At 62.6% G+C, this 25,442-nt stretch carries 23 protein-coding genes; 17 read left to right on the forward strand and 6 right to left on the reverse strand.

The features are described from left to right. Positions 1 to 2: 2 nt before the first annotated feature. From J4E58_RS23030 to J4E58_RS23070, 9 genes are all read left to right on the forward strand, one after another. A complete protein-coding gene (locus J4E58_RS23030) occupies positions 3 to 479 on the forward strand; it encodes an acyl-CoA dehydrogenase (RefSeq protein ID WP_087087904.1) in 477 nt (158 codons plus the stop codon). Then, entirely contained in the window at positions 479 to 1,897 is a 1,419-nt protein-coding gene (locus tag J4E58_RS23035) for an LLM class flavin-dependent oxidoreductase (protein ID WP_087087902.1), read from the forward strand. The genes J4E58_RS23030 and J4E58_RS23035 overlap by 1 nt, the downstream gene beginning before the upstream one ends. 175 nt (positions 1,898 to 2,072) lie before the next feature. Further along, entirely contained in the window at positions 2,073 to 3,062 is a 990-nt protein-coding gene (locus J4E58_RS23040) for an AMP-binding protein (RefSeq protein WP_087087900.1), read from the forward strand. After that, a complete protein-coding gene (locus J4E58_RS23045; RefSeq protein ID WP_087087898.1) occupies positions 3,059 to 3,835 on the forward strand; it encodes an ABC transporter ATP-binding protein in 777 nt (258 codons plus the stop codon). The genes J4E58_RS23040 and J4E58_RS23045 overlap by 4 nt, the downstream gene beginning before the upstream one ends. Beyond that, positions 3,835 to 4,716 (forward strand): branched-chain amino acid ABC transporter permease, encoded by an 882-nt coding sequence (locus tag J4E58_RS23050; protein ID WP_087087895.1) that lies wholly within the window; start codon positions 3,835 to 3,837, stop codon positions 4,714 to 4,716. The genes J4E58_RS23045 and J4E58_RS23050 overlap by 1 nt, the downstream gene beginning before the upstream one ends. Before the next feature lie 4 nt (positions 4,717 to 4,720). Then, complete coding sequence (locus J4E58_RS23055; protein WP_053260754.1) at positions 4,721 to 5,770, forward strand: branched-chain amino acid ABC transporter permease; 1,050 nt, start codon at positions 4,721 to 4,723, stop codon at positions 5,768 to 5,770. 26 nt (positions 5,771 to 5,796) lie between these two features. After that, positions 5,797 to 7,137 (forward strand): ABC transporter substrate-binding protein, encoded by a 1,341-nt coding sequence (locus tag J4E58_RS23060; protein ID WP_087087893.1) that lies wholly within the window; start codon positions 5,797 to 5,799, stop codon positions 7,135 to 7,137. 3 nt (positions 7,138 to 7,140) lie between these two features. Next, positions 7,141 to 7,908 carry an ABC transporter ATP-binding protein gene (locus tag J4E58_RS23065; RefSeq protein ID WP_007923885.1) on the forward strand — a complete coding sequence of 256 codons (768 nt, stop codon included), beginning with the start codon at positions 7,141 to 7,143 and terminating at the stop codon, positions 7,906 to 7,908. Positions 7,909 to 7,922: 14 nt separating this feature from the next. Further along, positions 7,923 to 9,359, forward strand: a complete 1,437-nt coding sequence (locus J4E58_RS23070; protein ID WP_087087891.1) for an FAD/NAD(P)-binding protein — start codon at positions 7,923 to 7,925, stop codon at positions 9,357 to 9,359. A 106-nt stretch (positions 9,360 to 9,465) separates the two neighbouring features. Here the strand turns inward: J4E58_RS23070 and J4E58_RS23075 are convergent, their stop codons facing one another. The 6 genes from J4E58_RS23075 to J4E58_RS23100 all read right to left on the reverse strand — a co-directional run bounded on the left by J4E58_RS23075 (position 9,466) and on the right by J4E58_RS23100 (position 18,918). Next, positions 9,466 to 10,572 (reverse strand): Gfo/Idh/MocA family protein, encoded by a 1,107-nt coding sequence (locus J4E58_RS23075; protein WP_087087889.1) that lies wholly within the window; start codon positions 10,570 to 10,572, stop codon positions 9,466 to 9,468. A 197-nt stretch (positions 10,573 to 10,769) separates the two neighbouring features. Continuing rightward, entirely contained in the window at positions 10,770 to 14,501 is a 3,732-nt protein-coding gene (locus J4E58_RS23080) for an autotransporter domain-containing protein (protein WP_087087887.1), read from the reverse strand. A 503-nt stretch (positions 14,502 to 15,004) separates the two neighbouring features. Further along, entirely contained in the window at positions 15,005 to 15,772 is a 768-nt protein-coding gene (locus J4E58_RS23085; RefSeq protein WP_007923881.1) for an SDR family oxidoreductase, read from the reverse strand. A gap of 37 nt (positions 15,773 to 15,809) precedes the next feature. Beyond that, positions 15,810 to 16,877, reverse strand: coding sequence for a phosphotransferase family protein (locus tag J4E58_RS23090; RefSeq protein WP_009043417.1), 1,068 nt, complete (start codon positions 16,875 to 16,877; stop codon positions 15,810 to 15,812). Between the two features lie 282 nt (positions 16,878 to 17,159). Further along, positions 17,160 to 18,110 carry a 2-hydroxyacid dehydrogenase gene (locus J4E58_RS23095; RefSeq protein ID WP_053260761.1) on the reverse strand — a complete coding sequence of 317 codons (951 nt, stop codon included), beginning with the start codon at positions 18,108 to 18,110 and terminating at the stop codon, positions 17,160 to 17,162. Positions 18,111 to 18,378: 268 nt separating this feature from the next. Further along, positions 18,379 to 18,918 (reverse strand): cysteine hydrolase family protein, encoded by a 540-nt coding sequence (locus J4E58_RS23100; RefSeq protein WP_087087884.1) that lies wholly within the window; start codon positions 18,916 to 18,918, stop codon positions 18,379 to 18,381. Positions 18,919 to 19,373: 455 nt separating this feature from the next. Here J4E58_RS23100 and J4E58_RS23105 point away from each other — a divergent pair, with 455 nt between their 5' ends. The 8 genes from J4E58_RS23105 to cysC are packed head-to-tail and all read left to right on the forward strand — an operon-like array spanning position 19,374 to position 25,404. Further along, positions 19,374 to 19,523 carry a hypothetical protein gene (locus J4E58_RS23105; protein WP_156376434.1) on the forward strand — a complete coding sequence of 50 codons (150 nt, stop codon included), beginning with the start codon at positions 19,374 to 19,376 and terminating at the stop codon, positions 19,521 to 19,523. A gap of 13 nt (positions 19,524 to 19,536) precedes the next feature. Beyond that, positions 19,537 to 20,613 carry a nucleotidyltransferase family protein gene (locus J4E58_RS23110; RefSeq protein WP_087087883.1) on the forward strand — a complete coding sequence of 359 codons (1,077 nt, stop codon included), beginning with the start codon at positions 19,537 to 19,539 and terminating at the stop codon, positions 20,611 to 20,613. 53 nt (positions 20,614 to 20,666) lie between these two features. Then, a complete protein-coding gene (locus tag J4E58_RS23115) occupies positions 20,667 to 21,581 on the forward strand; it encodes a hypothetical protein (protein ID WP_125738017.1) in 915 nt (304 codons plus the stop codon). Further along, positions 21,559 to 22,530: a hypothetical protein gene (locus tag J4E58_RS23120; protein ID WP_256580952.1), complete on the forward strand. Its 972-nt coding sequence runs from the start codon at positions 21,559 to 21,561 to the stop codon at positions 22,528 to 22,530. Before J4E58_RS23115 ends, J4E58_RS23120 begins: the two co-directional genes overlap by 23 nt. Further along, positions 22,523 to 23,245: a sulfotransferase family protein gene (locus tag J4E58_RS32030; RefSeq protein ID WP_238437511.1), complete on the forward strand. Its 723-nt coding sequence runs from the start codon at positions 22,523 to 22,525 to the stop codon at positions 23,243 to 23,245. The genes J4E58_RS23120 and J4E58_RS32030 overlap by 8 nt, the downstream gene beginning before the upstream one ends. Continuing rightward, complete coding sequence (kdsA, locus tag J4E58_RS23130; RefSeq protein ID WP_053260763.1) at positions 23,235 to 24,083, forward strand: 3-deoxy-8-phosphooctulonate synthase; 849 nt, start codon at positions 23,235 to 23,237, stop codon at positions 24,081 to 24,083. The genes J4E58_RS32030 and kdsA overlap by 11 nt, the downstream gene beginning before the upstream one ends. A 44-nt stretch (positions 24,084 to 24,127) precedes the next feature. Then, positions 24,128 to 24,781, forward strand: coding sequence for a class I SAM-dependent methyltransferase family protein (locus J4E58_RS23135; RefSeq protein ID WP_158245996.1), 654 nt, complete (start codon positions 24,128 to 24,130; stop codon positions 24,779 to 24,781). Positions 24,782 to 24,795: 14 nt separating this feature from the next. Then, a complete protein-coding gene (gene cysC, locus J4E58_RS23140; protein WP_256580950.1) occupies positions 24,796 to 25,404 on the forward strand; it encodes an adenylyl-sulfate kinase in 609 nt (202 codons plus the stop codon). Positions 25,405 to 25,442 lie beyond the last annotated feature (38 nt).

Raw genomic sequence — 25,442 nt, forward strand, 5'->3', positions numbered from 1 at the left:
CCATGAACGCATTGAGCCAAGCCACCACCCATGAAACACCCGCCGATGAACAGGCCGAGCACAGCCACCACGACCTGCGCCGCGCCCGCGAACTGCTGCAATCGACCCTCAAGTTTGTCCGTGAGCAGGCCAGGCCCTGGCCCGGCAGCGGCCTGGCCCGAGCCAGCGACGACCCTTATGTGATCAGCCGCTTTGGCGACCTGCTGATTCGTATCGAAGTCGCCGCCGCCCTGCAGGAACGGGCGCAATCGCTGCTCGCCAGGGAGCACGACGTCGCCGAAATCGGCGTGGCCCAGGCCGAGGCGGCCATTGCCAGCCGCGAGGCCTTGCTCGCGGTGAGCAACGCCGAGTTCGAGCTGACCGGCCAGCGCAGCCCGCTGCCCGCCGCGCAGGGTGAACCCTTGCGCTGGAAATACCCGTTGATCGGCAACTATCGCCTCAATGGCGTGGTGCCGCCCAGTTTCAGGAGTGCGGTTTGATGGCCCGGGAAATCCGTCTCAACGCGTTCGACATGAACTGTGTCGGCCACCAGTCGCCGGGCCTGTGGGCCCACCCCCGGGATCGCTCCTGGCAGTACAAGGACCTCGAATACTGGACCGACCTGGCGCGGATCCTCGAACGCGGCAAGTTCGACGGCCTGTTTATCGCCGATGTGCTGGGCATCTACGACGTCTACCAGGGCAACGGCGAGGCGGCGATCCGCCAGGCGGCCCAGGTGCCGGTCAACGACCCGCTGCAACTGATCCCGCCCATGGCCCTGGTCACCGAACACCTGGGCTTCGGCCTGACCGCGTCGCTGTCGTTCGAGCATCCCTATCCCTTCGCCCGGCGTCTTTCCACGCTCGACCACCTGACCCGCGGCCGCGCCGGCTGGAACATCGTCACCTCCTACCTGGAAAGCGGGGCGAAGAACCTGGGGCAGAAAGCCCAGACCGAGCACGACGCCCGCTACGACTACGCCGAGGAATACCTGCAGGTTTGCTACAAGCTCTGGGAAGGCAGCTGGGAAGAGGGCGCGGTGCTGCGCGACCGGGAACGGCGGATCTTCAGCGACCCGAGCAAGATCCATGAGATCCGCCACGTCGGCCCACACTTCCAGGTGCCGGGCATCCACCTCTGCGAGCCTTCGCCGCAACGCACCCCGGTGCTCTACCAGGCCGGGGCGTCGAGCCGTGGCAAGCAGTTCGCCGCCGAGCAGGCCGAGTGCGTGTTTGTCGCCGCGCCGTCCAAGGTGCTGCTGAAGAAGACCGTGGCCGATATCCGCCGCCGGGCCGCCGAGGCCGGGCGCGATCCGGCGCAGATCCTGATCTTCAACCTGCAGACGGTGATTCTCGGCGAGACCGACGCCAAGGCCAGGGCCAAGTTCGAGGAGTACAAGTCCTGGGTCAGCTACGAAGGCGCCATGGCGCTGATTTCCGGCTGGACCGGCATCGACTTCAGCCAGTTCAAGCCTGATGAGCCGCTCAAGCATGTGCACACCAACGCCATCCAGTCGGCGGTGGAGGCCTTCTCCACGGCCGACCCGAACAAGGTCTGGACGCCCCATGAGCTGGCGGACTGGGTCGGCATCGGCGGCTTCGGCCCGCTGTTCGTCGGCAGCCCGGAAACCGTGGCCGACCTGCTCCAGGAATGGGTCGAGGACACCGATGTGGACGGCTTCAACCTGGCCTATGCGCTGACTCACGAGACCTTTGTCGACGCCGTCGAACTGCTGGTCCCCGAGTTGCAGAAGCGCGGCGTGTACAAGACCGAATACGCCCCCGGCACCTTGCGCGAGAAGCTGTTCGGCGCCGGGCCGCGCTTGCCGCAGAACCATCCGGGCAGCGCTTATCGCGATCTGGCGGCCTGGCATCGCCAGGAGCAGCAGGTGGCCTCCATCCGGATACCGTCCCTGTAGCCGCTGCCGCAGGCTGCGATAGGTCCGAAGGACCTTCAGCGTCAGTGTGATCGTCACGACCTGTCGGTCGATCGCAGCCTGCGGCAGCGGCTACAAAGGCGCAGTTGTCAGCTGCAAACCGAAAACCAGCCAGCGGACCACCGCACGCTTTTGCCCAAGGAATCGAGGTCAGTCCATGAGCGTGCATGAACTCAAGCGTTCACCCCCGGCGGACGCGCGAACACCGGAACACACTGTGCTGCTGCCCGCGGCCCTGGAGCTGTTGCAGCACTGGGCGCAGGTCAGCCCGCTGGCCAGCGCGTTGCGTCACAAGCGCCACGGCCATTGGTACAACTGGCGCTGGATCGATGCCGCGCGGGATGTCGAGCGCCTGGCCGACGGCCTGCGCCAACAGGGTTTCGACGAAGGCTCGCGACTGGCGTTGAGCGGCCTGTTCGAGCCCAACCTGCTGCTCCTGGCCCTGGCCGCGCAACGGGTGGGCGGCCAGGTGCTGACCCTGAGCGACGAACTCGACCCGCAAGCCCTGCGCCAGGCCCTGTGGAACCTGCGCCCCAGCCATGCCTTCGTGCATTCGCGCCAGCAGTTGCTGCGCTGGGTCGCGGCCGGTGAAAACAGTATTGCCCCGCAATTGTTGATTGCCCATCAGGCTGTTCCGCGCCTGCCGCAGGGTTCGCGCCAGCCGGTGCTGGCCTTCAGCGACCTGCTCGGCAGCCGGGAAAAGCCCCAGCGCCAGAACCACTGGCGGCATCCGGCCCATGCCGCGCAGCTGTGGAGCGAGGAGGGCACGCACTGGCCGGAAGGCCTGAGGGTCTTGCTGCACCAGTGGCTGCACAGCGGCCATAGCCTGGCCTTCCCGGAAAGCCGCGGTTCGGCCAGCCGCGACCGCCGCGATGCCGCCCCCAGCGGCCTGCTGCTCTCGGGCCCTTGCCTGCAACGCCTGGCCGACGACATCGAAAGCCGCCTGGCGCCCGTGGGCAGTTGGCGCCGCCGCCTGTGCGACTGGGCCATTGCCCAGCCGCACCGCCCCCTGCAACGGCTGCTGAAGAACCGGGTGCGCCGGCTCCTGGGGTTCCAGCGCCTGGATTACATCTGGCAGGCCCCCGGCAACCCCTCGACACCTTCGGCGCCGGTGTGGCTGGCCGAATTCAAACGGAATATCGCATGAGCGCCGCCGACCCCATCCTGCAAGTCAATGCCATCTCCCTGTCGTTCAAGGGGGTGAAGGCGATCAACCAACTGTCCTTCGCGGTCGCGCGCGGCGAGATCTGCGCGCTGATCGGACCCAACGGCGCCGGCAAGAGCTCCTTGCTCAATATCCTCAATGGCGTCTATCGCTTCGATGCCGGCTCGATTGTCTTCGACCGCGAGGCGTTCCAGCGCATCGACCCCTTGCAGGCCGCGCGCCGAGGCATCGGCCGCACCTTCCAGAACAACGCGCTGTTCAAGAAGATGAGCGTGATCGACAACCTGCTCAGCGGCCTGTCGCGGCACACCCGCGCCCGCTTTATCGAACAGGCCCTGGGGCTGCCCCGGGCGCGGCGCGAGGCCGAGGCTCATCGGCAGCTGGCCCAGGGCATTCTCGAGTTCCTCGAGTTGCAGGCGCAGCGCGATGTGCCGGTGGGCAACCTGGCCTACGGCCTGCAAAAGCGCGTCGAGCTGGGCCGGGCCCTGATCGCCGGGCCCAGCCTGTTGCTGCTGGACGAGCCCATGGCCGGGATGAACGCCGAGGAAAAACAGGACATGGCGCGTTTCATCGCCGACATCAACCGCGACCTGGGCACCACGGTGGTGCTGATCGAGCACGATATGAACGTGGTCATGGACCTGTCCGACCATGTGGTGGTGCTGGACTACGGGCGCAAGGTCGGCGACGGCACCCCGGCCGAAGTGCAGGCTGACCCCGAGGTGATCGCTGCTTACCTGGGGGTGGTGCACTGATGAGCTTTTTCTTCGAAACCCTGCTGGGTGGCCTGCTGGCCGGCACCCTGTATTCGCTGGTGGCCATCGGCTTCGTGCTGATCTACAAGGCCAGCGGCGTGTTCAATTTCGCCCAGGGCGCGATGTTGCTGTTCGCCGCGCTGACCTTCGTCAGCCTGCACGACCAGGGCGTGCCCTTTGTCCTGGCGCTGCTGGCGACGGTGCTGGTGATGATCGCCGGCGCCTGGCTGATCGAGCGGCTGGTGCTGCGGCCGCTGGTCAATCGTTCGCAGATCACCCTGTTCATGGCCACCCTGGGCCTGTCGTTCATCATCGAAGGCCTGGCCCAGGGGCTGATGGGCTCCCAGGTCAGGGCGCTGGACCTGGGCATCGACGACGTGCCGCTGTTGCTCGGGCCGCTGATGCTCAGCCAGTTCGACCTGATCGCCGCGGCCACGGCGGTGGTGCTGGTGACAGTGCTGGCGCTGCTGTTCAACAAGACCCGGATCGGCGTGTCGCTGCGGGCGGTGGCGGACGACACCACGGCCGCGCTGTCGATCGGCATCAACCTCAACCGCATCTGGCAGATCGTCTGGGCCGTGGCCGGCATTGTCGGGCTGGTGGCCGGGCTGCTCTGGGGCGCGCGCCAGGGCGTGCAGTTCTCGCTGTCGCTGGTGGTGCTCAAGGCTTTGCCGGTGCTGATCATCGGCGGCTTCACCTCGATCGGCGGGGCGATTGTCGGCGGGCTGATCGTCGGCGCCGCGGAGAATCTGGCCGAGGTCTACATCGGCCCGCTGATCGGCGGCGGCATTACTCCCTGGTTCGCCTATGTGCTGGCCCTGGCCTTCCTTTATATCCGTCCCGCCGGCCTGTTCGGCGAGCGCGCCATCGAGCGAGTCTGAACCCATGTCCATTCCCCTGACCCAGGCCACCGCGCCTGTGCTGTTGATCCCGCGCCGCCTGCCCTGGGGCCTGGGCGGCCTGCTGTTGCTGGCCCTGGTCGGCGTGCCCCTGGTGGGCAACGACTATTGGCTCAACGCCATTCTGATCCCGTTCCTGGTGCTGTCCCTGGCCGGGCTCGGCCTCAACCTGCTCACCGGCTACACCGGCCAGACCTCGGTCGGCGCCGCCGGCTTCATGGCGGTCGGCGCCTTTGCCACTTATGGCTTCCTGCTGCGCCTGCCGGAGCTGGGCCTGCCCCTGGCGCTGCTCGGCGGCGGCTTGATCAGCGCGGCGGTGGGCTGGCTGTTCGGCCTGCCCAGTTCGCGGATCAAGGGCTTCTACCTGATGGTCACCACCCTGGCGGCGCAATTCTTCCTGGAGTGGCTGTTCGTCAAGTTTCCCTGGTTCTACAACTACGGCTCCTCGGGGACCATTTCGGCGCCCCGGCTGAGCCTGTTCGGCCATGACCTCAATACCCCGGTCGGGCGTTACCTGCTGACCCTGGCCTGCGTGCTGCTGTTGACCTGGGTCGCGCTGAACCTGGTGCGCAGCCAGGTCGGGCGCAACTGGATGGCGATTCGCGACATGGACACCGCGGCGGCGGTGATCGGCATTCCGGTGGCGCGCTACAAGCGCCTGGCGTTCGCCGTCAGTTCCTTCTACCTGGGCATCGCCGGCGCCCTGTGGGCCTTCGCCTACCTGGGCACCGCCAGCGCCAGCAGCTTCGATATCAATCGTTCGTTCCAGATCCTGTTCATCATCATTATCGGCGGCATGGGCAGCGTGGCCGGCAACTTCGTCGGCGCGGCCTTTATCAGCCTGCTGCCGATCCTGCTCAGCCACGCCGGGCAAGCCCTGTCGGGCGGTGCGGTGGATGCCGGGCAGTTGCAGAACCTGCAGAAAATCATCTTCGGTGTGCTGATCATCCTGTTCCTGATCAAGGAGCCGGAGGGCCTGGTCCGCCTGTTGGGCAATCTCCGTCAACGGCTGGGTCACTGGCCGCTGCGCTTCTGAATTCCACTCCTGAGTAGAGAGAAGATATGCGTGCATCCTTGAAACGTTCCCTGGCCGGCGTCGCGGTGGCGCTGGCGATCCTCGGCGGCGCGGCGCCCGTGGCGCAGGCCGCGGCGGACCAGCAGTTCTTTCCGCTGGCCACCTACCGGGTCGGCGCCTATGCCTCCAGCGGGGTGCAGGTGTGGGCCGGCATGATCGACTACCTGAACTACATCAATCAGGTGGAAGGAGGGATCAACGGGGTCAAGCTGGTCTGGCAGGAGTGCGAGACCGAGTGGACGGCGGAGAAGGGCATCGAGTGCTACGAGCGCTTCAAGAACGGCCTGGATGGCGCGCCGGTGGCGGTCTACCAGCCCAACGGCGCACCGGCGGCCTATGCCCTGAGCGAGCGCGCCGAGGTCGACAAGATCCCGCTGATCACCCTGGGTTACGGCCGTACGGAAGCCACCGACGGCACGGTGTTTCCCTATAACTTTCCGGTGATGCTGACCTTCTACAGCGAGGCGTCGACCCTGGTGAACTACATCGCCGAGCGCGAGGGCGGCTTCGACAAGCTCAAGGGCAAGAAGATCGCCACGGTCTACCACGATTCGGCCTATGGCCGGGAAACCCTCGGCCCGCTGAAGCTGCTGGCGGAAAAATACGGCTTCGAGAACATCCAGATTCCGGTGGCCGATCCGGGTAACGAGCAGTCGGCGCAATGGCGCCAGGTGCGCCAGCAGAACCCCGACTGGGTGTTCCTGCGCACCTGGGGCGTCTCGACCCCGGTGGCGGTCAAGACCGCCGCGCGCTTCGGCTTCCCGGTGGACCACATCATCGGCGACATCTGGGCCAGCTCCAGCGAAGACGTATTGCCGGCCGGCGCGGCGGCCAAAGGCTACCTGGCGTTGACGCCTTATCCTGCGGGAAGCGATTTCGAGATCCACCGGCGCCTCAAGCAACACATCCTCGACCAGGGCAAGAGCGACCTTGCGGACCTGAAGAACTTCGGCAGCGTGTACTACAACTCCGGGCTGGTGAACGCCGCGGTGGCGGTCGAGGCGATCCGCACCGCCCAGGGCAAGTTCGGCCAGCGCCCGCTCAATGGCGAAGAAGGCCGCTGGGGCCTGGAGCACCTGAACATCGACGACGCCCGGCTCAAGGACATGGGTTACCTGGGGTTGATGCAGAACCTCAAGCTGTCCTGCCGCGATCACGAGGGCGGCGGTTCGGCGCGGGTGCAGCAGTGGGACGGCGCCCACTGGACCCTGATCAGCGACTGGATCGCCGCCGACCGCGCCTTGCTGCGGCCGCTGATCGACGAGAAGTCGGCGGCCTTCGCCAAGGAGAAGAACCTCACGCCACGCAGCTGCACCGGGGATGAATGAAGCATGAGCCAGACCGCTCCGGCCGCCACGGCCGACGACCTGTTGCAGGTGCGCGATATCGAGGTGATCTACGACGGTGCGATTCTCGCGGTGGCCGGGGTCTCCCTGAGCGTGCCCGAGGGCGGCATCGTCGCCTTGCTGGGGGCCAACGGCGCCGGCAAGAGCACCAGCCTCAAGGCGATCTCCGGGCTGCTGCGCGCCGAGCGGGCCGAGGTCAGCCGTGGCTCGATCGCCTTTCTCGGCCAGGACAGCGCCGGCGTCGATCCCAGCCAGCGGGTGCGCCAGGGCATGGTCCATGTGCTGGAGGGGCGCCATGTGTTCCCGCAGTTGACGGTGGAGGACAACCTGCGCAGCGGCGGTTTTGTCCGTGGCTTGAGCCGCCGGGAACTGGCCGCCGACCTGGAACGCATCTACGCCTGGTTCCCGCGCCTGAAGACCAGGCGCGGCACCCGCGCCGGGCTGACCTCGGGCGGCGAGCAGCAGATGGTCGCCCTCGGCCGCGCGCTGATGACCCGGCCGCGCCTGGTGCTGCTGGACGAGCCGTCCATGGGCCTGGCGCCGATCATCGTCCAGGAGATTTTCGAAATCGTCGCGCAACTCAATCGCGAGGCGCGAGTGAGCTTCCTGATCGCCGAACAAAACATTAATGTGGCGCTCAAGTACGCCTCCAGGGCCTACGTGCTCGACACCGGGCGCGTGGCCTGGTCCGGCACCACCGATGAACTGCTGGCCCGGGGCGATCTGCAGGACTTCTACCTAGGCAGGCACTGAACCGTGAGAACCCCATGAGCCAAACACCCAACGGACAGGCGAGCGGCGCCACCCGTGATGCCGATGTGCTGATCGTCGGTGGCGGCCTGAGTGGCGCCTTGCTCGCCGCCCAACTGCTGCGCCTGCCGGGCCGGCGCCAGGTGCTGGTGATCGAGCCGCGCAGCGAGCTGGGGCGCGGCGAGGCCTACAGCGCTGTCGAGCTGGGCCACACCCTGAACGGCAACGCCGCGCGCATGAGCGTCGACCCGGACAACGCCGATGATCTGACTCAATGGCTGACCGATTACATCGCCGCCGGCGGCTGGCCGGAATCGAAGCAGCAGCCTGTGCCCATCAGTGAGCTGTTTCCTCCGCGCGGAATCTTCGGCCTGTATGTCCAGCAGCGGCTGGCCGAGGCCCAGGCGATGGGCGCCTCGCAGGGTTCGACGGTGGCGCATGTGCGCGCCGAGGTGGTGGATTTGCAGGCCGACGCCGAGGGCGCCTTGCTGACCCTCAACGACGGCCAGCAACTACGCGGCGCCTTTGCCGTGCTGGCCACCGGCATGTTCCCGGCGGCGCGTACGCCGCAGACCCAGTCCAGCGGCCTCAATGCCGCCGCGCTGGACCCCTGGGACGTTTCGGCCATGAGCCGGCTCGACCCGCAGGCCACGGTGCTGATCATTGGCTCCGGGCTGACCATGGTCGACGCCGTGGTGTCCCTGGAGCAGGCCGGGCATCGCGGGCCGATCGAGGTGTTCTCGCGCCACGGCCTGTTGCCCCATGTGCGGCGCCAGCCACCGGCCTGGGTCGACTTCCTCGCCGAGGATCCCAGCCTGCGCAGCCCGCGCCAGTTGCTGCGCGAGCTGCGTCGGCAATGTCGCCAGGCGCTGGCGGATGGCGTGGACTGGCAGGCGCCGCTGGACACGGTGCGCGCCCATATCGGGCGCTTGTGGAGCCAGGCCACGGACGTGCAGCGCCGGCAATTCGTGCGCCATGTGCGGCCGTGGTGGGAAAGCCATCACCACCGTTCGCCGCCGCTGAGCGCCGAGCTGGTGGCGCGTTTGCACGGGGAAGGGCGGTTGCGCATCCAGGCGGCCTCGTTCAAGGGCCTGGAGCCTTCGGCGGATGGGCGCCTGGCGATTTGCATCCGCCGCCGCGGCGAAGCGCAAACCCGCTGGGTCGCGGGGGATGCGCTGATCAACTCCAGCGGCATCGAATACGACTGGCGCCGGGTCGCCCGACCGTTGCCGCAGCAACTGCTGGCCCGTGGCCTGATCACGCCGGGGCCGCTGGCCCTGGGGATTTGGGCCGATAGCGATGGCGCGGTGGTGGATGCCGAAGGGCAGGTTGCCCGCCGGCTGTTCGCCATGGGCCCGCCCTTGCGCGGCATGTGGTGGGAAAGCACCGCGGTGACCGACGTGGCCAGCCAGGCCAAGGCGTTGGCGGCACGCCTAGCGGCATTACCCTTGTAGCCGCTGCCGCAGGCTGCGAACGGCTGCGCAGCAGACGCCGCGATCCTGAGGCCGCCAAGCAAGCTCCTGCGGACCTTTTCGCAGCTTCGCCTTGGCTCAGCAGCGGCTACAGGGTCACCCAGCGCTGTTCGGCGGCGGCAAGGCGAATCGCCGCCGCCAGGCGCTCGACCTGCCAGGCCTCGGCGAAATCGGTCCCGCCTTGCCCCTGGCCGCCCAGCGCCATGATCAGCTCATGCACTTCCAGGGTCTTGAGCTCGTTGTAGCCCAGTTGATGCCCCGGGGCCGGGCTGAAGGCGGCGTAGCCGGGCAGGGCGGGCCCGGCCAGCAGGCGTTGGAAGCCGCTATCGCCGGCCCGGTACAGGCGCAGTTCATTGAGGCGTTCCTGGTCGAAGGCCAGGGTGCCGCGGGTGCCGCTGATCTCGAAACTCAGGTGGTTCTTGTAGCCGTGCTTGAGCCAGCTGCTGCTGAACGTACCGCGGGCACCGCTGGCGAAACGCAGCAGAGCATGGGCCTGGTCGTCCACGGCGATCGGACGCTGCTCCTGGCTGCCGGCGCTGGCCGGGCGTTGGTGGTGCACGGTCTGGCTGTCGGCGCAGACTGCCTCGACCTCGCCCAGCAGATAACGCGCCATGGCCAGCAGATGGCTGCCCAGGTCGGCCAGGGCGCCGCCGGCGTGCTGCGGGTCGCAGCGCCAGGAGAAGGGCGAGGCCGGGTCGGCCATGAAGTCTTCGCTGAACTCGCCCTGGAAGCTGACGATCTGCCCCAGTTCGCCGCTGTCGATCAGCGCCTTGGCCTGCACGATCACCGGGTTGTGCTGGTAGTTGTAGCCGACCCGGGTGACCACCCCGGCGGCCTGGGCCGCGTGCTGCATTTGCTGCGCCTGTTCGACGCTGACCGCCAGGGGCTTCTCGCAATACACCGCCTTGCCGGCCTTCAGGGCGGCCATGGCCATGGGGAAGTGCAGGTGATTGGGCGTGGTGATCGCCACCAGGTCGACCCTGGGGTCGTCGATCAGCCGTTGCCAGTCGCCGTGGGCCTGGGCAAAACCCCAGGCCGCCGCGCAGTGCTCGGCGCGCTGGCGGTCGGCATCGGCCAGCGCCGCCAGGTGCAGGCGCACCGGCAATTCGAATACCGCGCTGACATTACGGAACGCCAGCGCATGGGCCCGGCCCATGAAGCCCGTGCCGATCAAGCCTATTCCCAGTTCACCCATCGCCGACCCCTTGCAGAATTGTTGTTGTAAGGAGTGCTCTTTATGGAATAAAAATTCCGTAATTGCAATCTGTGGAATAAATTTTCAGCAGCGCGCCGCTGCTGCTCGGCAACCCGGCCGGGAAAAGCCGAAGGGCGCAAATAAAAAAGGGTGCAATGAACAGTCATTGCACCCATGGGCCGATCACCTGGGCAGGGTCAGAACTGGAAGGTGAACCCCAGGTTGACCGAACTGCCACCGCCATGGCCGGATACCAGCCCGGTGTAGTTCAGCGACACCTGGGTGTCTTTGCTCATGGCCATTTCCGCAGCGGCCTTGACCACCGCGCCATCGCGAGACACCGGCACGCCGTTCACCGCAAAGGCCGCCGCACTGCCGGCAAATTTCAATGAGGTTTCACGATCCAGGTCGCCGTACTGGTGTTCCCAGCCCAGCTCGCCACGCAAGGTCACCGAGCGGGTGGCGCTCACCGGCAATTGCGTATGACCTCGCAGGCCAAGGGTCGAGAGCGTGGCGTCCTGGCTTTGCTTGCTGGCATGCAAGGCTGCTGCACCGCCGCGTTCCTTGAACGAGTCGTTCTGGAAGTTGATGTAGCTGAGGTTGGCGAAGGGCTCGAAAGCCGCCCACCGGGTGTAGCCGATTTCGCCGAACACCTGATCGGTACGTGCGTTGTAGTTGGCTTTTTCATGGCTCGACTGGTTGCCGTACGTCACGTCACGGGAAGTGTCGAAGCGGTGCCAGGTGGTGGCTCCGCCGAGGCGCAGGGCGATGCTGTCGAAACGTTTGCCGCCATAGATCGACAGGTGATAGTTGTCGCTGTCGGCGGAAGTCCTGGAGGCTCCGTTCAGATCGGTCCTGGTGTAGCCGGTTGCCGCACCGACGCGCCAGCCATCGCCGACGTCGGTGTCCAGGCCGAGCAGGACGCCGGTGGTGGAAGTGCTGTAGCGCGTGGCGTTGTGATCGGCGTCGACTTGCCTGTGGCCGCCGAGCAATTGCACCCAGCCACCATTGCTGCTGGCCTGGATATCCATATCGGTATCCAGGACCTGAGCCTGTTGCAGGCGGCCGTTGACTGCGTCGCGCAGGTAACGGCTGTCAGCGATCTGCGCAGCGGCGATGTCGGAGTGCACCTGGCCATCGAGCTGGTTGAAGGCTTGTCGCGCCAGTTCCGCCGAGTCGGAGGCCAGGATGCTCTCGTACACCGGATTACCTGCGCTCAATGTGTCGATGGCGCTGGCGACGGCACGCTCGTTACGGGTCAAGGCTACGCTGGCGAACGCGGTCTGGTTGCGGTAGATGCCCAGGTTCAGCTGGTTCGGCTGGTAGTTCAGGCGGGTGTCAAGGAACAAGAAACTGGGGGCGACGGAAGCGAACTGGCCGTTGATACCCTGGCTGGCGCTGAGGATGTTGAACTGCTGGCCCAGGTAGCTGCTAGCCTGGGCCGCAGACAGCAGGTTGGGGCTGTTTTCCATAGAGAGGGTGACCTGTCCGCCGTTGAGAGTCGCCACGCCCGTGCTCTGGATGGTGTCGGTCTGCCCGTTGGCGGCGACTTCCACCGCGTACACCGAACCCGGGTTGAACGTGACGTCGCCGGTGTGCAGGGTGCCGACCGAATGGCCGGGGGCCACGGTACCGCCGTTATTCACCAGCAGGGTGCCGATGCTGCCGTTACCCGCCAGGGTGCCGCCGATACGGGTGACCACCTGGTTATTGGCATCGACGGTGCCCACGGCGCTGCCATCGACCGTCACGCTGGAGGTCAATCTGCCGTCCACCGAGAGCTTGCCGCCACGGACCCAGGTACTGCCCGAATAGCTGCTCTGGCCGTCGAGTACCAGTTCCCCATCCCCGGACTTTGTCAGGCTGCCGACATAGGTCTGGCCGGTCAGCGGGTCCAGGCCGCGGGTCAGCGTTGCCTGCTCCCGGGCCATGCCGATCTCGTACTGGAATTGATCGTCCGCCGAGGCCCCGGCCGGTAGACCGTTGACCCAGCCTTTGTGCTGCTTGATCGCGCTCCAGGTGGCCTGTTCGGCAGCGTCTTCGCTGCGCCGGGCACGGATCGCTTCGTCGGAGATGTCGTTGGCCCAGATATCGCGGGTGCCGGCGGGCAGCGCCACGGCCAGTGCACCGACGAACTGTCCCGGGCCCTGCATGGCCTTTTTCAGGTTGGGCAGGCCCCAGCCGTTGACCACCCCTGGCACCTGTGGGGTGCCGGGAGCGGCGTCGTGCACCGGTTGCAGGTTGTCGTAGGTGCGTCCGCCCGTCCGGTCGCCGACCGGGGTGTCGGGGCCGTCCGGGGTTTGCAGGGTGGAGGTGGTCAGCAAGACATCGCGGGCCTGGCTCGCGGTCATGTAGGGAAAGCGCTGGATCACCAGGGCCAGGGCGCCGGAAACGCTGGGGGCGGCCGCCGAGGTGCCATTGGCGTTGGGGATGATCTCGCCTTCCGGTCCTGCGGACGGAATGCCGGAAACCCCCATGACGCACCACCACTTGGAGGTGCCGCAGCGGTTATAGACCTGGGCGCCGCTCTCGTCATAACCGGTGATGGACAGCCACTTGGATTCCAGGTCCGGCTTGAAATAGGGGAGGTTGGCGTTGGTGTCCGGGTTGGCGCCATGGCTGTCGTTGCCGGCGGAGATGATCTGGATGAACGAGTACTGCCGGCCGGCGTCGGCCATGGCATCCATCCAGGTCTTCTGGCCCGCGTGGGCCTTGTCCCAGAACGGCCGGTATGCGGCGGTCATGTCCCTGAGGATATCCTGCGGGCTGTCGCCGACAGTGCCGAAGTGGTTCTCTACGTCATTACGCGAGTTCTGCCCCCAGCTCTGGTTGACGATCGACACTTTTTTCGCCGCCAGCGCATCGTAGCTGGCCATGAAGGCGTTGTAGTCGAGGTCGTTGGAGCCTTGATAACGGTCGTTGTCGCTGCCGCCGGTGTTGGCCACGAACAGATTGGCGTCGAAGGCGATGCCGTGCATGCCGGTACCATTGCGACTGGCCGCCAGTACTCCGGACATTTCCGTGCCGTGGCCGTCGTTGAAGCTCGGGTCGTACTCACCCGCAATACTGAAGTGCTCACCTTTGTGGAACTCGCCGGCAGGCACCTCCAGCCGATAGCGCGGATGGGTTGCGTAGTATTCGCCGGTAGAGGTGACTGCCTGCACACGGTTTTCGCCTGCGGCGTTCTTGCCCTGGAATTCCGAATGTTCACTGAGGATGCCCGAGTCCAGCACGCCGACGTTTACCCCTTTCCCGGTGATACCCAGGGCATAGGCGTAATAGGCGTTGGTCCGGTCCAGGCCGGAGTTGACCTGGGCTTCCGGAGTCTTCCAGGTTTGCGCGTTATTGCTCCAGTTACCGGTCGCGGCGGACCATGACTGTCCGGCATTGAGTTGTTTGTGCAGGTCCGTGGCCACACCCGGCTCTATATAGGTATAAGGTTGGGCCGCCGGCAGGTTGGCAATAATCGCTTTGGCGAAGTCGAATATGTTCTGGGTATAACGGCCGGAGTTGCTGAACAGGCGGCTTTTATAGCGATCCAGATTGTTGTTGTAATCAAGTGGCTTGCTCGTATCGCCGAGCATTGCACTGATCGACAGGTTTTCCGCCTGCAACTCGTAGTTCTGCTGGAGCAACGAGTCGAACTTTGTCGATTGTGCGGCAAACTCTTTGGCTGCCAGGTCCAGGGTATTGCCTACACCAAAACGCAAGTTGGTATACACGGCGCTGCCCGGCGCGAATGACGCAGCGGCTTTCCTGAATGCAGCCTCCAAGACCTGGGGTGTATAGGGCGAGCCGGTGGGCGGATTATCTGCCAGAGCCATCTGGCCCTGACCCAGCCACAAGGCGATGGCCATTGCGACAGGGCTCAGGGAAGCTGGTTTTAAGCGGTTGCTGCGTTTGTCTGAATCGATACCTGCTACGTCCATGTTCCTTTTCCTTGAGATATGTCCTTGGTCGAAACTGATGTTTCGATCTCTTGTAATAGGCAGGGCTTAAATGACGGGCTGAAACAAAGGTGCTGTTTAGAAGCACGTGGTGTGCTTATTGTTTTTACTGAGCAATAGCAAGTTCAGTCTCGGTTATCGTTACTGTATCGCTTGATACTCACTAGGTGGTACATATTAGGAAGTCGACAATCAACGAATGGTCAGTTGTTGATCCCCAAGTTGTTTTTCTTTAAGACACACATCAACCTCCGCTGTTTTCAAACAATGGTTTTTCACATGAGTGGTGTTGCAGAAAAATAACTGCGAGAGGGTTATAGCATGACAAATGAGCTTGTAACAAAATATTTATAGAGTGCTACGAGCTTGATACCAGAACTGTGACAGGCTTGGTTTTCTGTTTGAGAAAGGTTGGGGGCGAGGTGTGGGTGCCGGGCAATAAAAAGGCAGCCCGCAGGCTGCCTTTGTTGTACGGCGAAGGTCGATCAGGACAGGAAACCGCCGTCCACGTTCAGCGATACGCCCGTGGTGTAGCTCGAGGCGTCACTGGCCAGGTAGAGCACGGCGCCGGCCATTTCGCTCGGGTCGGCCACGCGCTTGAGGGGGATCTGCGCCAGGGCGGTCTTGAGGATGGCGTCGTTCTTCACCAGCGCCGAGGCGAACTTGGTGTCGGTCAGGCCCGGTAGCAGGGCGTTGCAGCGGATGCCGAACTGCGCGCATTCCTTGGCGAAGACCTTGGTCATGTTGATCACCGCCGCCTTGGTCACCGAGTAGATGCCCTGGAAGATGCCGGGGGACACGCCGTTGATCGAGGCCACGTTGATGATGCTGCCGCCGCCGTTGTCGCGCATCAGCTTGCCGGCTTCCACCGACATGAAGAAGTAGCCGCGGATGTTGACGTCGACGGTCTTCTGGAAGGCGCCCAGGTCGGTGTCCAGCACGTTGCAGAACTGCGGGTTGGTGGCGGCGTTGTTGACCAGGATGTCCAGGCGCCCGAACTGTTCGCGGATGCCGGCGAACACCTGGCTGATCTGCTCCATCTCGCCGATATGGCAGGCGATGGCGGTGGCCTTGCCGCCGGCGGCGACGATGGCGTCGGCCACATGCTGGCAGCCTTCGAGCTTGCGGCTCGAGACAATCACATGGGCGCCTTGCTGGGCCAGTAGCTTGGCGATGGCTTCACCGATGCCGCGGCTGGCGCCGGAGACGAAAGCAATCTTGCCGTCGAGGTCGAACAACTGAGTCTTGGACATGGTTTTTCCTTATTGTGTGCCTGGCGCGTCGGGACGATCAGAGGCTGGATTTCTTGATGACTTGCAGGCTCATCTGCTCCAGCAACTTGTTCATGTGAATGAACTGCGCGAAGCGTTTGTCCTGGGTCTGGCCATGGAAGAAGCGGTAGTAGATCTGTTGCACGATGCCGGCCAGGCGGAACAGGCCGTAGGTGTAGTAGAAGTCGAAATTGCCAATCTGGATGCCGGCGCGTTCGGCGTAATAGTCGACGAACTGCTGGCGAGTCAGCATGCCCGGGGCGTTGCTCGGCTGGCGGCGCATCAGTTGCACCGGCGCCGGGTCGCCCGCTTCGATCCAGTAGGCCAGGGTGTTGCCCAGGTCCATCAGCGGATCGCCGAGGGTGGTCAGTTCCCAGTCCAGCACGCCGATGATCTGCATCGGGTTGGCCGGGTCGAGGATCACGTTGTCGAAGCGGTAGTCGTTGTGCACGATGCTGGAGGTCGGGTGATCGGCCGGCATCTTGTCGTTGAGCCAGGCCTTGACCGCTTCCCACTTGGGCGCATCCGGGGTCAGGGCTTTCTCGTAGCGGTCGCTCCAGCCCTTGATCTGGCGTTGCACGTAACCTTCGGGCTTGCCCAGGTCGCTCAGGCCGCAGGCCTTGTAGTCGACGCGGTGCAGCTCGACGAACTTGTCGATGAAGCTCTTGCACAGGGCTTCGGTCCTGGCCGCGTCGAAACCCAGCTCCGGCGGCAGGTCGGAGCGCAGGATGATGCCCTTGACCCGCTCCATCACATAGAACTCGGCGCCGATCACCGATTCGTCGGTGCAGTGCACATAGGCCTTCGGGCAATACGGAAAGCCGTCCTTGAGCTGGTTGAGGATGCGGTATTCGCGGCCCATGTCGTGGGCCGACTTGGCCTTGTGGCCGAAGGGCGGGCGGCGCAGGACGAATTCCTGTCCCGGGTATTCCAGTAGGTAGGTCAGGTTCGAAGCGCCGCCCGGAAACTGGCTGATCTGCGGGGTGCCGGTCAGGCCCGGAATATGCGCCTTGAGGTACGGGTCGATCAGGTTGGCATCGAGTTCCTCGCCGGAGCGAGTACGGGTGGACTGGTCAGTAAGCGCCATGCTTATCCCTTCTGCTTATTCTGGAGGCCAGAGATTATTGGCTAATCTAATGCGCCCACCTGAGCGCCACAATCGCCGCAGGCCTTTATAGGTGAGCGTGTTGCCGGGCAATCATTGCTTTTGATACAAGCGTTTGAATGGGCCCGGCTTCACTCTAGTCCAGTTCGCCGGGCCTGAATGAGCATTCCGACCGGAGCGGCGCACGGCACCGTTTCTGCCTAGCGCCGAAGGCGCCCAGCGCGGGGCATGGCCTGCGTGGCGTCTGTGGCCATGGCGCCTGATTCAGTTCGGGGCAGGCAGGGCGATGGGGGTCAACAGCGGCTGGCCGCTGAAGTGGGCGACGAGGTTCTTGCCCACCAGCTCCACCGTGGCCTGGGTCGCTTCCGGCGACAGCCCGGCGACGTGGGGCGTCAGCACCACATTGTTCAGGGTCTTCAAGGCGTCCGGTACCCGCGGTTCGTCGTCGAATACGTCCAGGGCCGCGCCGGCGATGCTGCGTTGCTCCAGGGCCTGCAGCAGGTCGGCGGTGTTCACCACGCTGGCGCGGGCGATGTTCACCAGGAAACCCTCCGGCCCCAGGGCCTGCAGCACGGCTTTGTCGATCAGCTGGCGAGTGCCTATGCCGCCAGGCGTGGCGACCACCAGGAAGTCCGAGTGCCGCGCCAGTTCGGTCGGGGTCGGGCAGAAGCTGTAGGGCACGTCGCTGCGGATCTGCCGGTTGTGGTAGCTGACGCTCATGTCGAAGCCGTTGGCGCAGCGCTTGGCGATGGCCAGGCCGACGGCGCCGAGGCCGAGGACACCCAGGCGCTTGCCGGCCAGGGACGGGCGCATGACTTTCGGCCATTCGCCACGCCGCACGGCGGCATCGGCACGGGGGATGTCACGCACCAGCGACAGCAACAGGGCCATGGCATGGTCGGCCACCGACGAGGCGTTGACCCCGGCGCCGTTGCTCACCGCTATGCCACGGTTGCTCGCCGCCTGCAGGTCGACCTGCTCGTAGCCGGCGCCGATCACACAGATGATTTCCAGGTGCGCCAAGGCGGCGATTTCTTCGGCGCTCAGGCCCAGCGGGCCGCGGGTGAGCACCGCGTTGATCTGCCCGGCATGGGCCTTGATGGCGGCCGCCCGTTCGCTGGGCGTCGGCGCGAGGATCAGGTGGAAGCCCTGGTTTTCCAGAATCCACAGGTAGTCATTGATGGTTTCGACGAGGACCAGAACGGTGGCGGGCATGCGTGTCTCCTGAAGGACTGAAGAGGGACGGACGGCGTACGGCGCAGCGATGACAACCGGCGTACGGCTCAGGGAGCTGCTGTACCGTGATAAACCACTCAAGCGCTCAAGATTGCGGATTGCAGGGCACTTTGGCAAGGCGCGGTCGCGGGTTTTTCCTGCGACCCCGGCCTGGAGAGCGTCGCCGCATTCAAGGGCCTGATCGCCAGCAAGCTTGGCTCCTACAGAAGCAGCGGCGTGCCTGACACTGCTCCTACAAAGAGGGCATTCAGAAGCGGATATCGGCGGTTTTCACTCGCCGGACAAAGGCGCCGTCCAGGGTCGCATTGTGGTGGTCGATGATCGCCCGGGCCGGGAGCGCCGGGGTGTCCATGCAGGTATGGGCATCCTCCGCCAGCACGGCGGCGAATCCCAGGTCCAGGGCGGCGCGGCAGGTGGCGTCGATGCAGTACTGGGTTTTCATGCCGACGATCACCAGCTCATCGACCTGCGCCGCCTGCAGGTGTTCGGCCAGCCCGGTGCCGACAAAACAATTGGGGCGGGTTTTGTCCAGCCGCCGATCGCCGGCCTCGAGCTGCAATTGCGCCAGCAGTTGCCACGGCGCGCTGCCGGCGGCGATGGGCGAACCTTGCGGGCCGGTATGGCGCACGGCGATCACCGGCGCGCCGGCCTGCCGGGCGCGGTGGATCAACTGGTTGATATTGTCGAGCACGCGCTGCCCCTCGAAGGGCTGCTCTGGTCCGTGAAACAGGCCGACCTGCATGTCGACGATCAGCAGGGCGGGGCGCTGGGCCTGGGGTGACGGCATGGTGTTTCTCCTTGTGAGCCAGCTGGACGGAGAAACAAAAGGCCCCGTCCATTGCTGGCGGGGCCTTGGGTTCGACTGCGCTGTTGTCAGCTCATGCAGCGACCACACGACCCGCCGGAAGCGGTCGTGGTGGTCGTGCGGGTGAGGTGGCGCGGGAAAAGATTCATGGCGCCGATCTTGGGGTCGGGGTCAGGTACTGTCAATGCGCTGTGAGGCTTGTCTGCAAAGTCCAGGGATCCAGGCAGCCCACGGCGGTGCGCAGACTCAAACGATGGAGCGGGTTCATCCGGTGCTCATTTTCGGTTTTTCGACAAGTTGGATGAGCTTGAGGCAAGAAGCGTCATTGCGTGCGCATGCGTGGATTGCATTGTAAGTATTCATTGAATGCATTGGTCGGAACATTCTGGTTTATGAAATATTTGTGACAGCTCTGGGGTGAGTCAGAAGGATCTGTAATGCGTGGTTCCAAACACAAGGAAGCGTCGAGCGGTTTGCTTTCCGAGCGTTTTATGGCTTTTAAGCAATCGATGGCTGCTGTTGTGTTTTATCTTTTGCCATTCGTTGATCGAGTCAATACGCGAGCAGGCATATATGACCGTGGATGAACGAGCAAATAATATGCTGCTGTTGGCCTTGTCCGCCGGTATGGCGTCGATAGATGAGGATGAAACAAGAGGTTATGTCGAATATCTTCTGAGCTGTATCGACAGGCTCTGGTTGAATGAAAATCAGGAGCTTGTTGTGCAGTTCATGCACAAGACGAAGATGGTGTCGTTTGTCGACAGTATTTTTCCATTCGTTGAAAGTTGTCGGCTTTTCAAATTGGTGAAACTTTATCATGCGCTGGTTGCCGTGACCGCCGTCAGGCGTTCAATGCTGGAGCCGGTATTCAAGGCTCTCAAGTCTCGCAATGTTGACGTCATGCCTTATAAGGGTGTGGACTTTATTTATAACTACCGTAGTCGCGCGGCCCATCGCTTTATCTCCGATGTGGATTTGATCGTCAGACGTGATCAGTTGCCTCTTGCGCTTGACGTGTTTGAAAACCAGGGTTTTTTCCAGGCTCAGGTCAGCAAAAACAAGTTGTCGCCCGATGGGCAGTCCTTATATGTACAGCCATGGGCGTCGAAGTCCTTGGTCGCATGGCGGAACGAGCAGGATATCCGACCGTATATCAAGGTGGCGAAAGTAGAGGCTTTGCAAGTCCATCAGGAAATACTTTCCGAATATACGGTTATTTATCTGTCGGGGCAGCCGATGGTGATTGCCTATATCGATCTGGAGTTTTCCGTGCTGCCGGGGGGCGATGAACTGGATGTCTGGAGGCGGACACGACATGCCAGGGTCGCCGGCAATGCTTACCCCGGGCTTTGCCGCGAACTCTATGTTTGTTCATTGCTCCAGAGGGCCTGTAGCGTATCGAACATTCTAGAGGGGGCGGCTGTTTATCCCTTCGTGGATGCGCTGAGAGTGCTGGCCGCCGGAGGCATCGACTGGGATTACCTCTGGACGCTGGCGCAGCGATACCAGCTCGTTGTAGTCGTTTCTCGCGGCCTGATCGAAGTGGCCGGCATGGTGAGGTCCGCGATACCGGCGCACGTGTTCAGCCGATGCCGTAAAAACCTGCAAGCCCATGAAGCATCCCATGTTCCGCCGCTATTGGAATGGCTGGGGACGATCAATGCTGTCCGCTAGTTGATGGGGTCTGGTGTCCGGGGTACGGGTTAAACAACAAGGACGATGCGCACATGTGGATCAACACACCGAAGTCGAATGCCGGCCGTCTTTGCGTGATCGGAGGTACCGGTCAGGTCGGACAGTCTCTGATGTCATTGCTGGGAAGCTGCGAAAACTGGGAGGTGGTGTTCTATGTTGAAAGCCATGAACAAGCCTGTCGGCTGGAATGCAGCTTTCAAGATCATCTGGCGCAGAACTGGAAGATATCCTTCGATCGGGCCTCCATAGCTAATAGCCATACCGTTCTTTTTATCGCCGGTACCAAAACTGCTGCGCAGGGCAGTAAAAATGATTTGTTTGCCGACAACAAGAAGATTATCGATCGTTATCTGGAGTTGATGCGTGGGAAAAATATCATCCTGGTGACGAATCCCTGCACTCGGTTGGGTTGGTATGTCGAATCGACTATCGATGCTTTCACCATTGGCGTCGGCGTACAGAACGACTATAACCGCTTGTCTTATCAGAAACCTGATATCGATTATATTTTTGGGGCGCACAATATACAGGAGCAAGTGTTCTACGATGTTCGAGAAGAGTGCGTGTTCGACGGATTTTCCAATGCGCAGCTCTATAGGTATCATCGTGAAACTCAAGATAAATATGTGAGCGCGCAACTGTTTGATTTGCTCAGGGAGGAACTGAGCCAGGATGAATATTTTAAATGGTGGAAGATGCAGCGCTATCACTCGATTGCGAATCTCTCCAGTTATTCTTGTGCTCGCGCGATTGTTCAAACGCTCGATTATATCGGCGGGGCTCGAGCCACAAAGATCCATGGGGAAGTCAGGGTGAGACTGGCTTCGGGTGACAGCGTCTTTGTCGGTGTGCCCATTTGCAATGACCAACTTTATTGCACTTCTCGATCACTTGAATCGTTTTTAAAGGCCAAGGACGAATACTTTGAGAAATACAGGCTGGCGTGAGTTCGATTTGAATTACTATGGTTTGGTCGACTTGAGGGTCTGCTGTACGGGCCAGCAGGATGCCGAACTATTCGAAGGCGTCCTTAAGGATTATCTGCTGCCGTTCCTGCAGTTGAAGCAACCTGCTGGCCAACCTCATTACACAATTGTGTTGCGCCAGGGGGGGGTTACTCAGGTCGGACCCGATTGGCAGCCCATGACGTTCTTGTTGGATGACGCTGTTTCGGACTTTCGTTTTGGCAAGATAAAACAGTACTCCCCGTCAAGGCGCGACATATTCAATCCTCTGAATGGAACGCTATTCAGCATTTCCGGCACCCAGATCGAGATTGTTTATGTGACCGAGGAGGCCTTGATCAAGGATGTTCAGCGGGTCATCAAACAACTGCTGATCACTGAAATAGAAAACACCGGCGGTGCCGTGCTGCATGCCTCCGCTTTTTCGTTGGCCGGTAGAGCCATTTGTTATGTCGGAGAGAAGGGGCAGGGCAAGACTACTTGCTTGTTGGAATCGCTGAAGGCCGAGGGTGCCCGGTACATCACCAATGACCGTTTGCTCCTCATACCGATTGCCGGGGCGTTCCATGTATTGGGGTGGTTCGAGGAGCTGCGGCTGGTTCAGCCCTCTGGCGGCAGGAAGAAGAAGGTAAGGGTCTCGCAACTGTGTGAGCCCTCGCAGATAGAGACGTGGCCGGTGCTGCCCAAACTTATCGTATTGCCCGACTGCCAGAGCAGGCTGGCGGGCGAGAGTGACGATCGGAAGGTGATAGCAGGGCAGTTGTTGACGCCTGTCGATCCACAGCGTCCGAAGTGGCTTGGATATTCGAAGTCGCTGAGCTTTGACAGCAATGCCTTGCTCGACCCCCTCCCGGTAAAGCGTCTTGAGTGGCAATTCGAGGAGCGAGAGACGCTGCTCAACAAGATCCGAGAGGTTGTTGCCAGTGTATGACCTCGTGCTGGTCGTCGGTCCTTGTAGGAGCGGGACTACTTTTGTCTTCAACGCTTTGTCGCACAGCGACTTCGTGGGTTTTTTCCAACCCTTGAAGCATCAGATCCGCTGCGCCCTCAGCGGGACGTCGAGCGAGACGCGACTGGAGCGTTATGCAGGGAGGCGCGTTGTGGTCAAGGAGGCATTTGGCCCCTACCGCCTGGAGGAGGCGGACTACGACCCGGTTCGCAAGGCTATCGATATTTTCCAGGCCGAAAAAGTCTTGCTCGTGCTGGTCTTGCGTTCGCCGGTGCAATGCCTGGCGTCATGGGAAAAAGCCTTTTATCCCGACAGCCCTGTCAACGATCAAGTGTTCAACCAGGCCTATCTGAACACCCTGCGACTGCAGCGTAAGTATGCGCAGGTCTTGGACGTTGAAACCCTGATCCTGGAGCAGGAACAACCCTTCATTCGCACCCTGGACGAGATCAGGGCCAGGCTCGGAGGCACGGATGCGAGCCAGCGTTATAGCGACTATGTGAAACCCCGGGACCCGCGTCGATACGAGGTTCGTGGCCTGCTGGACAAGGCGCTGCAGGGCAAGGACTACAACGCCGCTTACGTCTCGAAAGAGGCGGCAAGCGTGGACATGTCGCGAATAGCCGTGGCGTTGCAATGCTACGGCACCGCCCAGCGTGGCTGGAACGAACCGAGCGAGAACTTTCATGAGCTATGAAGTGCTGCATAAGCTGTTTCCTGAGCGTCGCCAAGGGATTCGTGAGAACGAACTGTTTATCTTTGCCGGTCCCTGCGTGGTCGAAAATGAAAGCGTCACGTTCCGGATTGCCGAAGAACTGGCGCAAGTTCGCCAGGCCTGCGGGATTGATATCGTATTCAAGGCGAGTTTCGTGAAGGCGAACCGAACCTCCAAGGACAGTTTCACCGGGCTGGCTCTGGACCAGTCGCTGAGCATCCTGCAGGCGGTCAAGACCCGCTTTGGCTTGAAGGTCCTGAGCGACGTGCACGAGTACACCAACCTCGACGAGATAGCCGACGTCGTCGATGTGTTGCAGACCCCGGCCTTTCTGGTGAGACAGACCGAATTCCTGAGGCGGGTAGCCGCTGCCGGTAAACCGATAAACATCAAGAAGGGCCAGTTCCTGAGTCCGACGGAAATGATCAGTGCCGTCGACAAGATCCTGTCCTTTGGTAATAGCGACTTGTTGGTATGCGAGCGCGGCAGCTCATTTGGCTACAACTACCTGGTCAACGATTTTCGAGGGATGCAGCAGTTGATGCAGAGGGCGCAACCATTGGTATTCGACGCCACGCATTCCGTTCAGCGCCCCGGCGCTTTGGGTGACAGTTCCGGTGGGGACGCCAGGTACGCGCCGAGGCTGGCCAAGGCGGCAGTGGCGGCGGGTGTGGATGGCATCTTTATGGAAACCCACCCGGACCCCGCCGCGGCGCTGAGCGACGGTCCCAACATGATCCCTTTGGCTCTCGTCAAGCGCTTGCTGGGCGAGTTGAAGGAGCTTCATCAAGTGGTCAAAGGGCAATCTGCCTATATCTGATACAGGTCTGATCGTACCGATCAATCCAGCAAAAGGAGCTCGCTGTGAATTGGCAAAGTTGGCATGAGAACTACCGGGATTTTTCGCCACTGCAAGCGCGACTTGTGGAAGTCAGTCGGCAGGTCGCGGAGGCGATCGACTCGATGGCGTCACCGCATGTGCAGATATTGAGTCTGTGCGCAGGCGATGGGCGTGATCTATTGCAGGCCTTGTCGTCGGTGCAGGCGGGCAAAGCGGTGGACGCGACCTTGATCGAGTTCGATCAGGCGTTGGTTGACCAGGGCCGAAGAGCATTCGCCGCTCAGGGGTGGGGCGACAGCGTGCGGTTTCGCTGCGCGGACGCGACGTTGTTTTCCACCTACCGGGATTTGCCCAAGGTCGAGCTGGTCATGGTGTGCGGAGTATTCGGCAATGTACGCAACGAGCATGTGCAGAGGCTGATAGGTGCGTTGCCGGGGTTTTGCCGTCCCGGGGCCCGGGTCGTGTGGACCCGAAGCCTCAATGAATTCGACGATGGGGAAGCGGCCGCAGACCACATAAGGCGCTGTTTTGCGCACTCTGGTTTTCGCGAGGCGGTGTTCGCGCGGACCCCGGAAGGTACATTTGCCGTCGGCAGTTTCATTTATGAAGGGGAGCAAGAATGTCTGCCGGCTACGGGGCAGATATTCGAGTTTTCTGCATTCTGGGATCGGCACTGATGGCGGATAGACAGATGCTCGCTCAGAACCTGACCTGGCACCGCAGCTCGGTAACGCCCGAGATGCGGGCGGTATTGTCGGCGCAACGCCCTTTGACGCTGTGGTTCACCGGATTGAGCGCCGCGGGCAAGAGCACGCTGGCCTTCAATCTGGAGAGCTTGCTGGTCGCCAAACGCATTCATTGCTGCGTCCTCGATGGCGACAATGTCCGTCATGGCCTGTGCCGCGACCTGGGTTTCGACAGTCAGGGCAGGACTGAAAATATACGGCGGGTGGCGGAAGTCGCGCGGCTGATGAACGACGCCGGGCTGGTCGTCATGGCGGCTTTCATTTCTCCCTATCGGCGGGATCGGGAGCTGGCCAGGAGCATTATCGGGGTGGAGCGCTTTCAGGAAGTGCATGTCAGCGCCCCGCTTCATGTCTGCGAAAGCCGGGACCCGAAGGGGCTTTACAGGAAAGCACGCAGGGGCGAGCTAAGTGGCTTTACCGGTGTCGATGACCCCTATGAAGTACCGGACTGTCCGCACGTTTACCTAGACACCTCCCGTACTTCCTTGTCTGACTGTCTCGAACGGCTGTCCGGGTTGGTAACCGTTCGTCCGCACCACGACGCGCAGGGATAAATGCTGTGGCTGCGGGCACTTGGCCACGGAATGGGGCA

It is taken from the genome of Pseudomonas sp. FW305-25 (assembly GCF_017351415.1).
GTDB classification, from domain to species: domain Bacteria; phylum Pseudomonadota; class Gammaproteobacteria; order Pseudomonadales; family Pseudomonadaceae; genus Aquipseudomonas; species Aquipseudomonas chlororaphis.

What these genes read in the sequence shown, in the direction of transcription:
- J4E58_RS23030 (WP_087087904.1), top strand. Translation starts at nt 3, where the DNA reads ATGAACGCATTGAGCCAAGCCACCACCCATGAAACACCCGCCGATGAA.
- J4E58_RS23035 (WP_087087902.1), top strand. Translation starts at nt 479, where the DNA reads ATGGCCCGGGAAATCCGTCTCAACGCGTTCGACATGAACTGTGTCGGC.
- J4E58_RS23040 (WP_087087900.1), top strand. Translation starts at nt 2,073, where the DNA reads ATGAGCGTGCATGAACTCAAGCGTTCACCCCCGGCGGACGCGCGAACA.
- J4E58_RS23045 (WP_087087898.1), top strand. Translation starts at nt 3,059, where the DNA reads ATGAGCGCCGCCGACCCCATCCTGCAAGTCAATGCCATCTCCCTGTCG.
- J4E58_RS23050 (WP_087087895.1), top strand. Translation starts at nt 3,835, where the DNA reads ATGAGCTTTTTCTTCGAAACCCTGCTGGGTGGCCTGCTGGCCGGCACC.
- J4E58_RS23055 (WP_053260754.1), top strand. Translation starts at nt 4,721, where the DNA reads ATGTCCATTCCCCTGACCCAGGCCACCGCGCCTGTGCTGTTGATCCCG.
- J4E58_RS23060 (WP_087087893.1), top strand. Translation starts at nt 5,797, where the DNA reads ATGCGTGCATCCTTGAAACGTTCCCTGGCCGGCGTCGCGGTGGCGCTG.
- J4E58_RS23065 (WP_007923885.1), top strand. Translation starts at nt 7,141, where the DNA reads ATGAGCCAGACCGCTCCGGCCGCCACGGCCGACGACCTGTTGCAGGTG.
- J4E58_RS23070 (WP_087087891.1), top strand. Translation starts at nt 7,923, where the DNA reads ATGAGCCAAACACCCAACGGACAGGCGAGCGGCGCCACCCGTGATGCC.
- J4E58_RS23075 (WP_087087889.1), bottom strand. Translation starts at nt 10,572, where the DNA reads ATGGGTGAACTGGGAATAGGCTTGATCGGCACGGGCTTCATGGGCCGG.
- J4E58_RS23080 (WP_087087887.1), bottom strand. Translation starts at nt 14,501, where the DNA reads ATGGACGTAGCAGGTATCGATTCAGACAAACGCAGCAACCGCTTAAAA.
- J4E58_RS23085 (WP_007923881.1), bottom strand. Translation starts at nt 15,772, where the DNA reads ATGTCCAAGACTCAGTTGTTCGACCTCGACGGCAAGATTGCTTTCGTC.
- J4E58_RS23090 (WP_009043417.1), bottom strand. Translation starts at nt 16,877, where the DNA reads ATGGCGCTTACTGACCAGTCCACCCGTACTCGCTCCGGCGAGGAACTC.
- J4E58_RS23095 (WP_053260761.1), bottom strand. Translation starts at nt 18,110, where the DNA reads ATGCCCGCCACCGTTCTGGTCCTCGTCGAAACCATCAATGACTACCTG.
- J4E58_RS23100 (WP_087087884.1), bottom strand. Translation starts at nt 18,918, where the DNA reads ATGCCGTCACCCCAGGCCCAGCGCCCCGCCCTGCTGATCGTCGACATG.
- J4E58_RS23105 (WP_156376434.1), top strand. Translation starts at nt 19,374, where the DNA reads ATGCGTGGTTCCAAACACAAGGAAGCGTCGAGCGGTTTGCTTTCCGAG.
- J4E58_RS23110 (WP_087087883.1), top strand. Translation starts at nt 19,537, where the DNA reads ATGCTGCTGTTGGCCTTGTCCGCCGGTATGGCGTCGATAGATGAGGAT.
- J4E58_RS23115 (WP_125738017.1), top strand. Translation starts at nt 20,667, where the DNA reads ATGTGGATCAACACACCGAAGTCGAATGCCGGCCGTCTTTGCGTGATC.
- kdsA (WP_053260763.1), top strand. Translation starts at nt 23,235, where the DNA reads ATGAGCTATGAAGTGCTGCATAAGCTGTTTCCTGAGCGTCGCCAAGGG.
- cysC (WP_256580950.1), top strand. Translation starts at nt 24,796, where the DNA reads ATGCTCGCTCAGAACCTGACCTGGCACCGCAGCTCGGTAACGCCCGAG.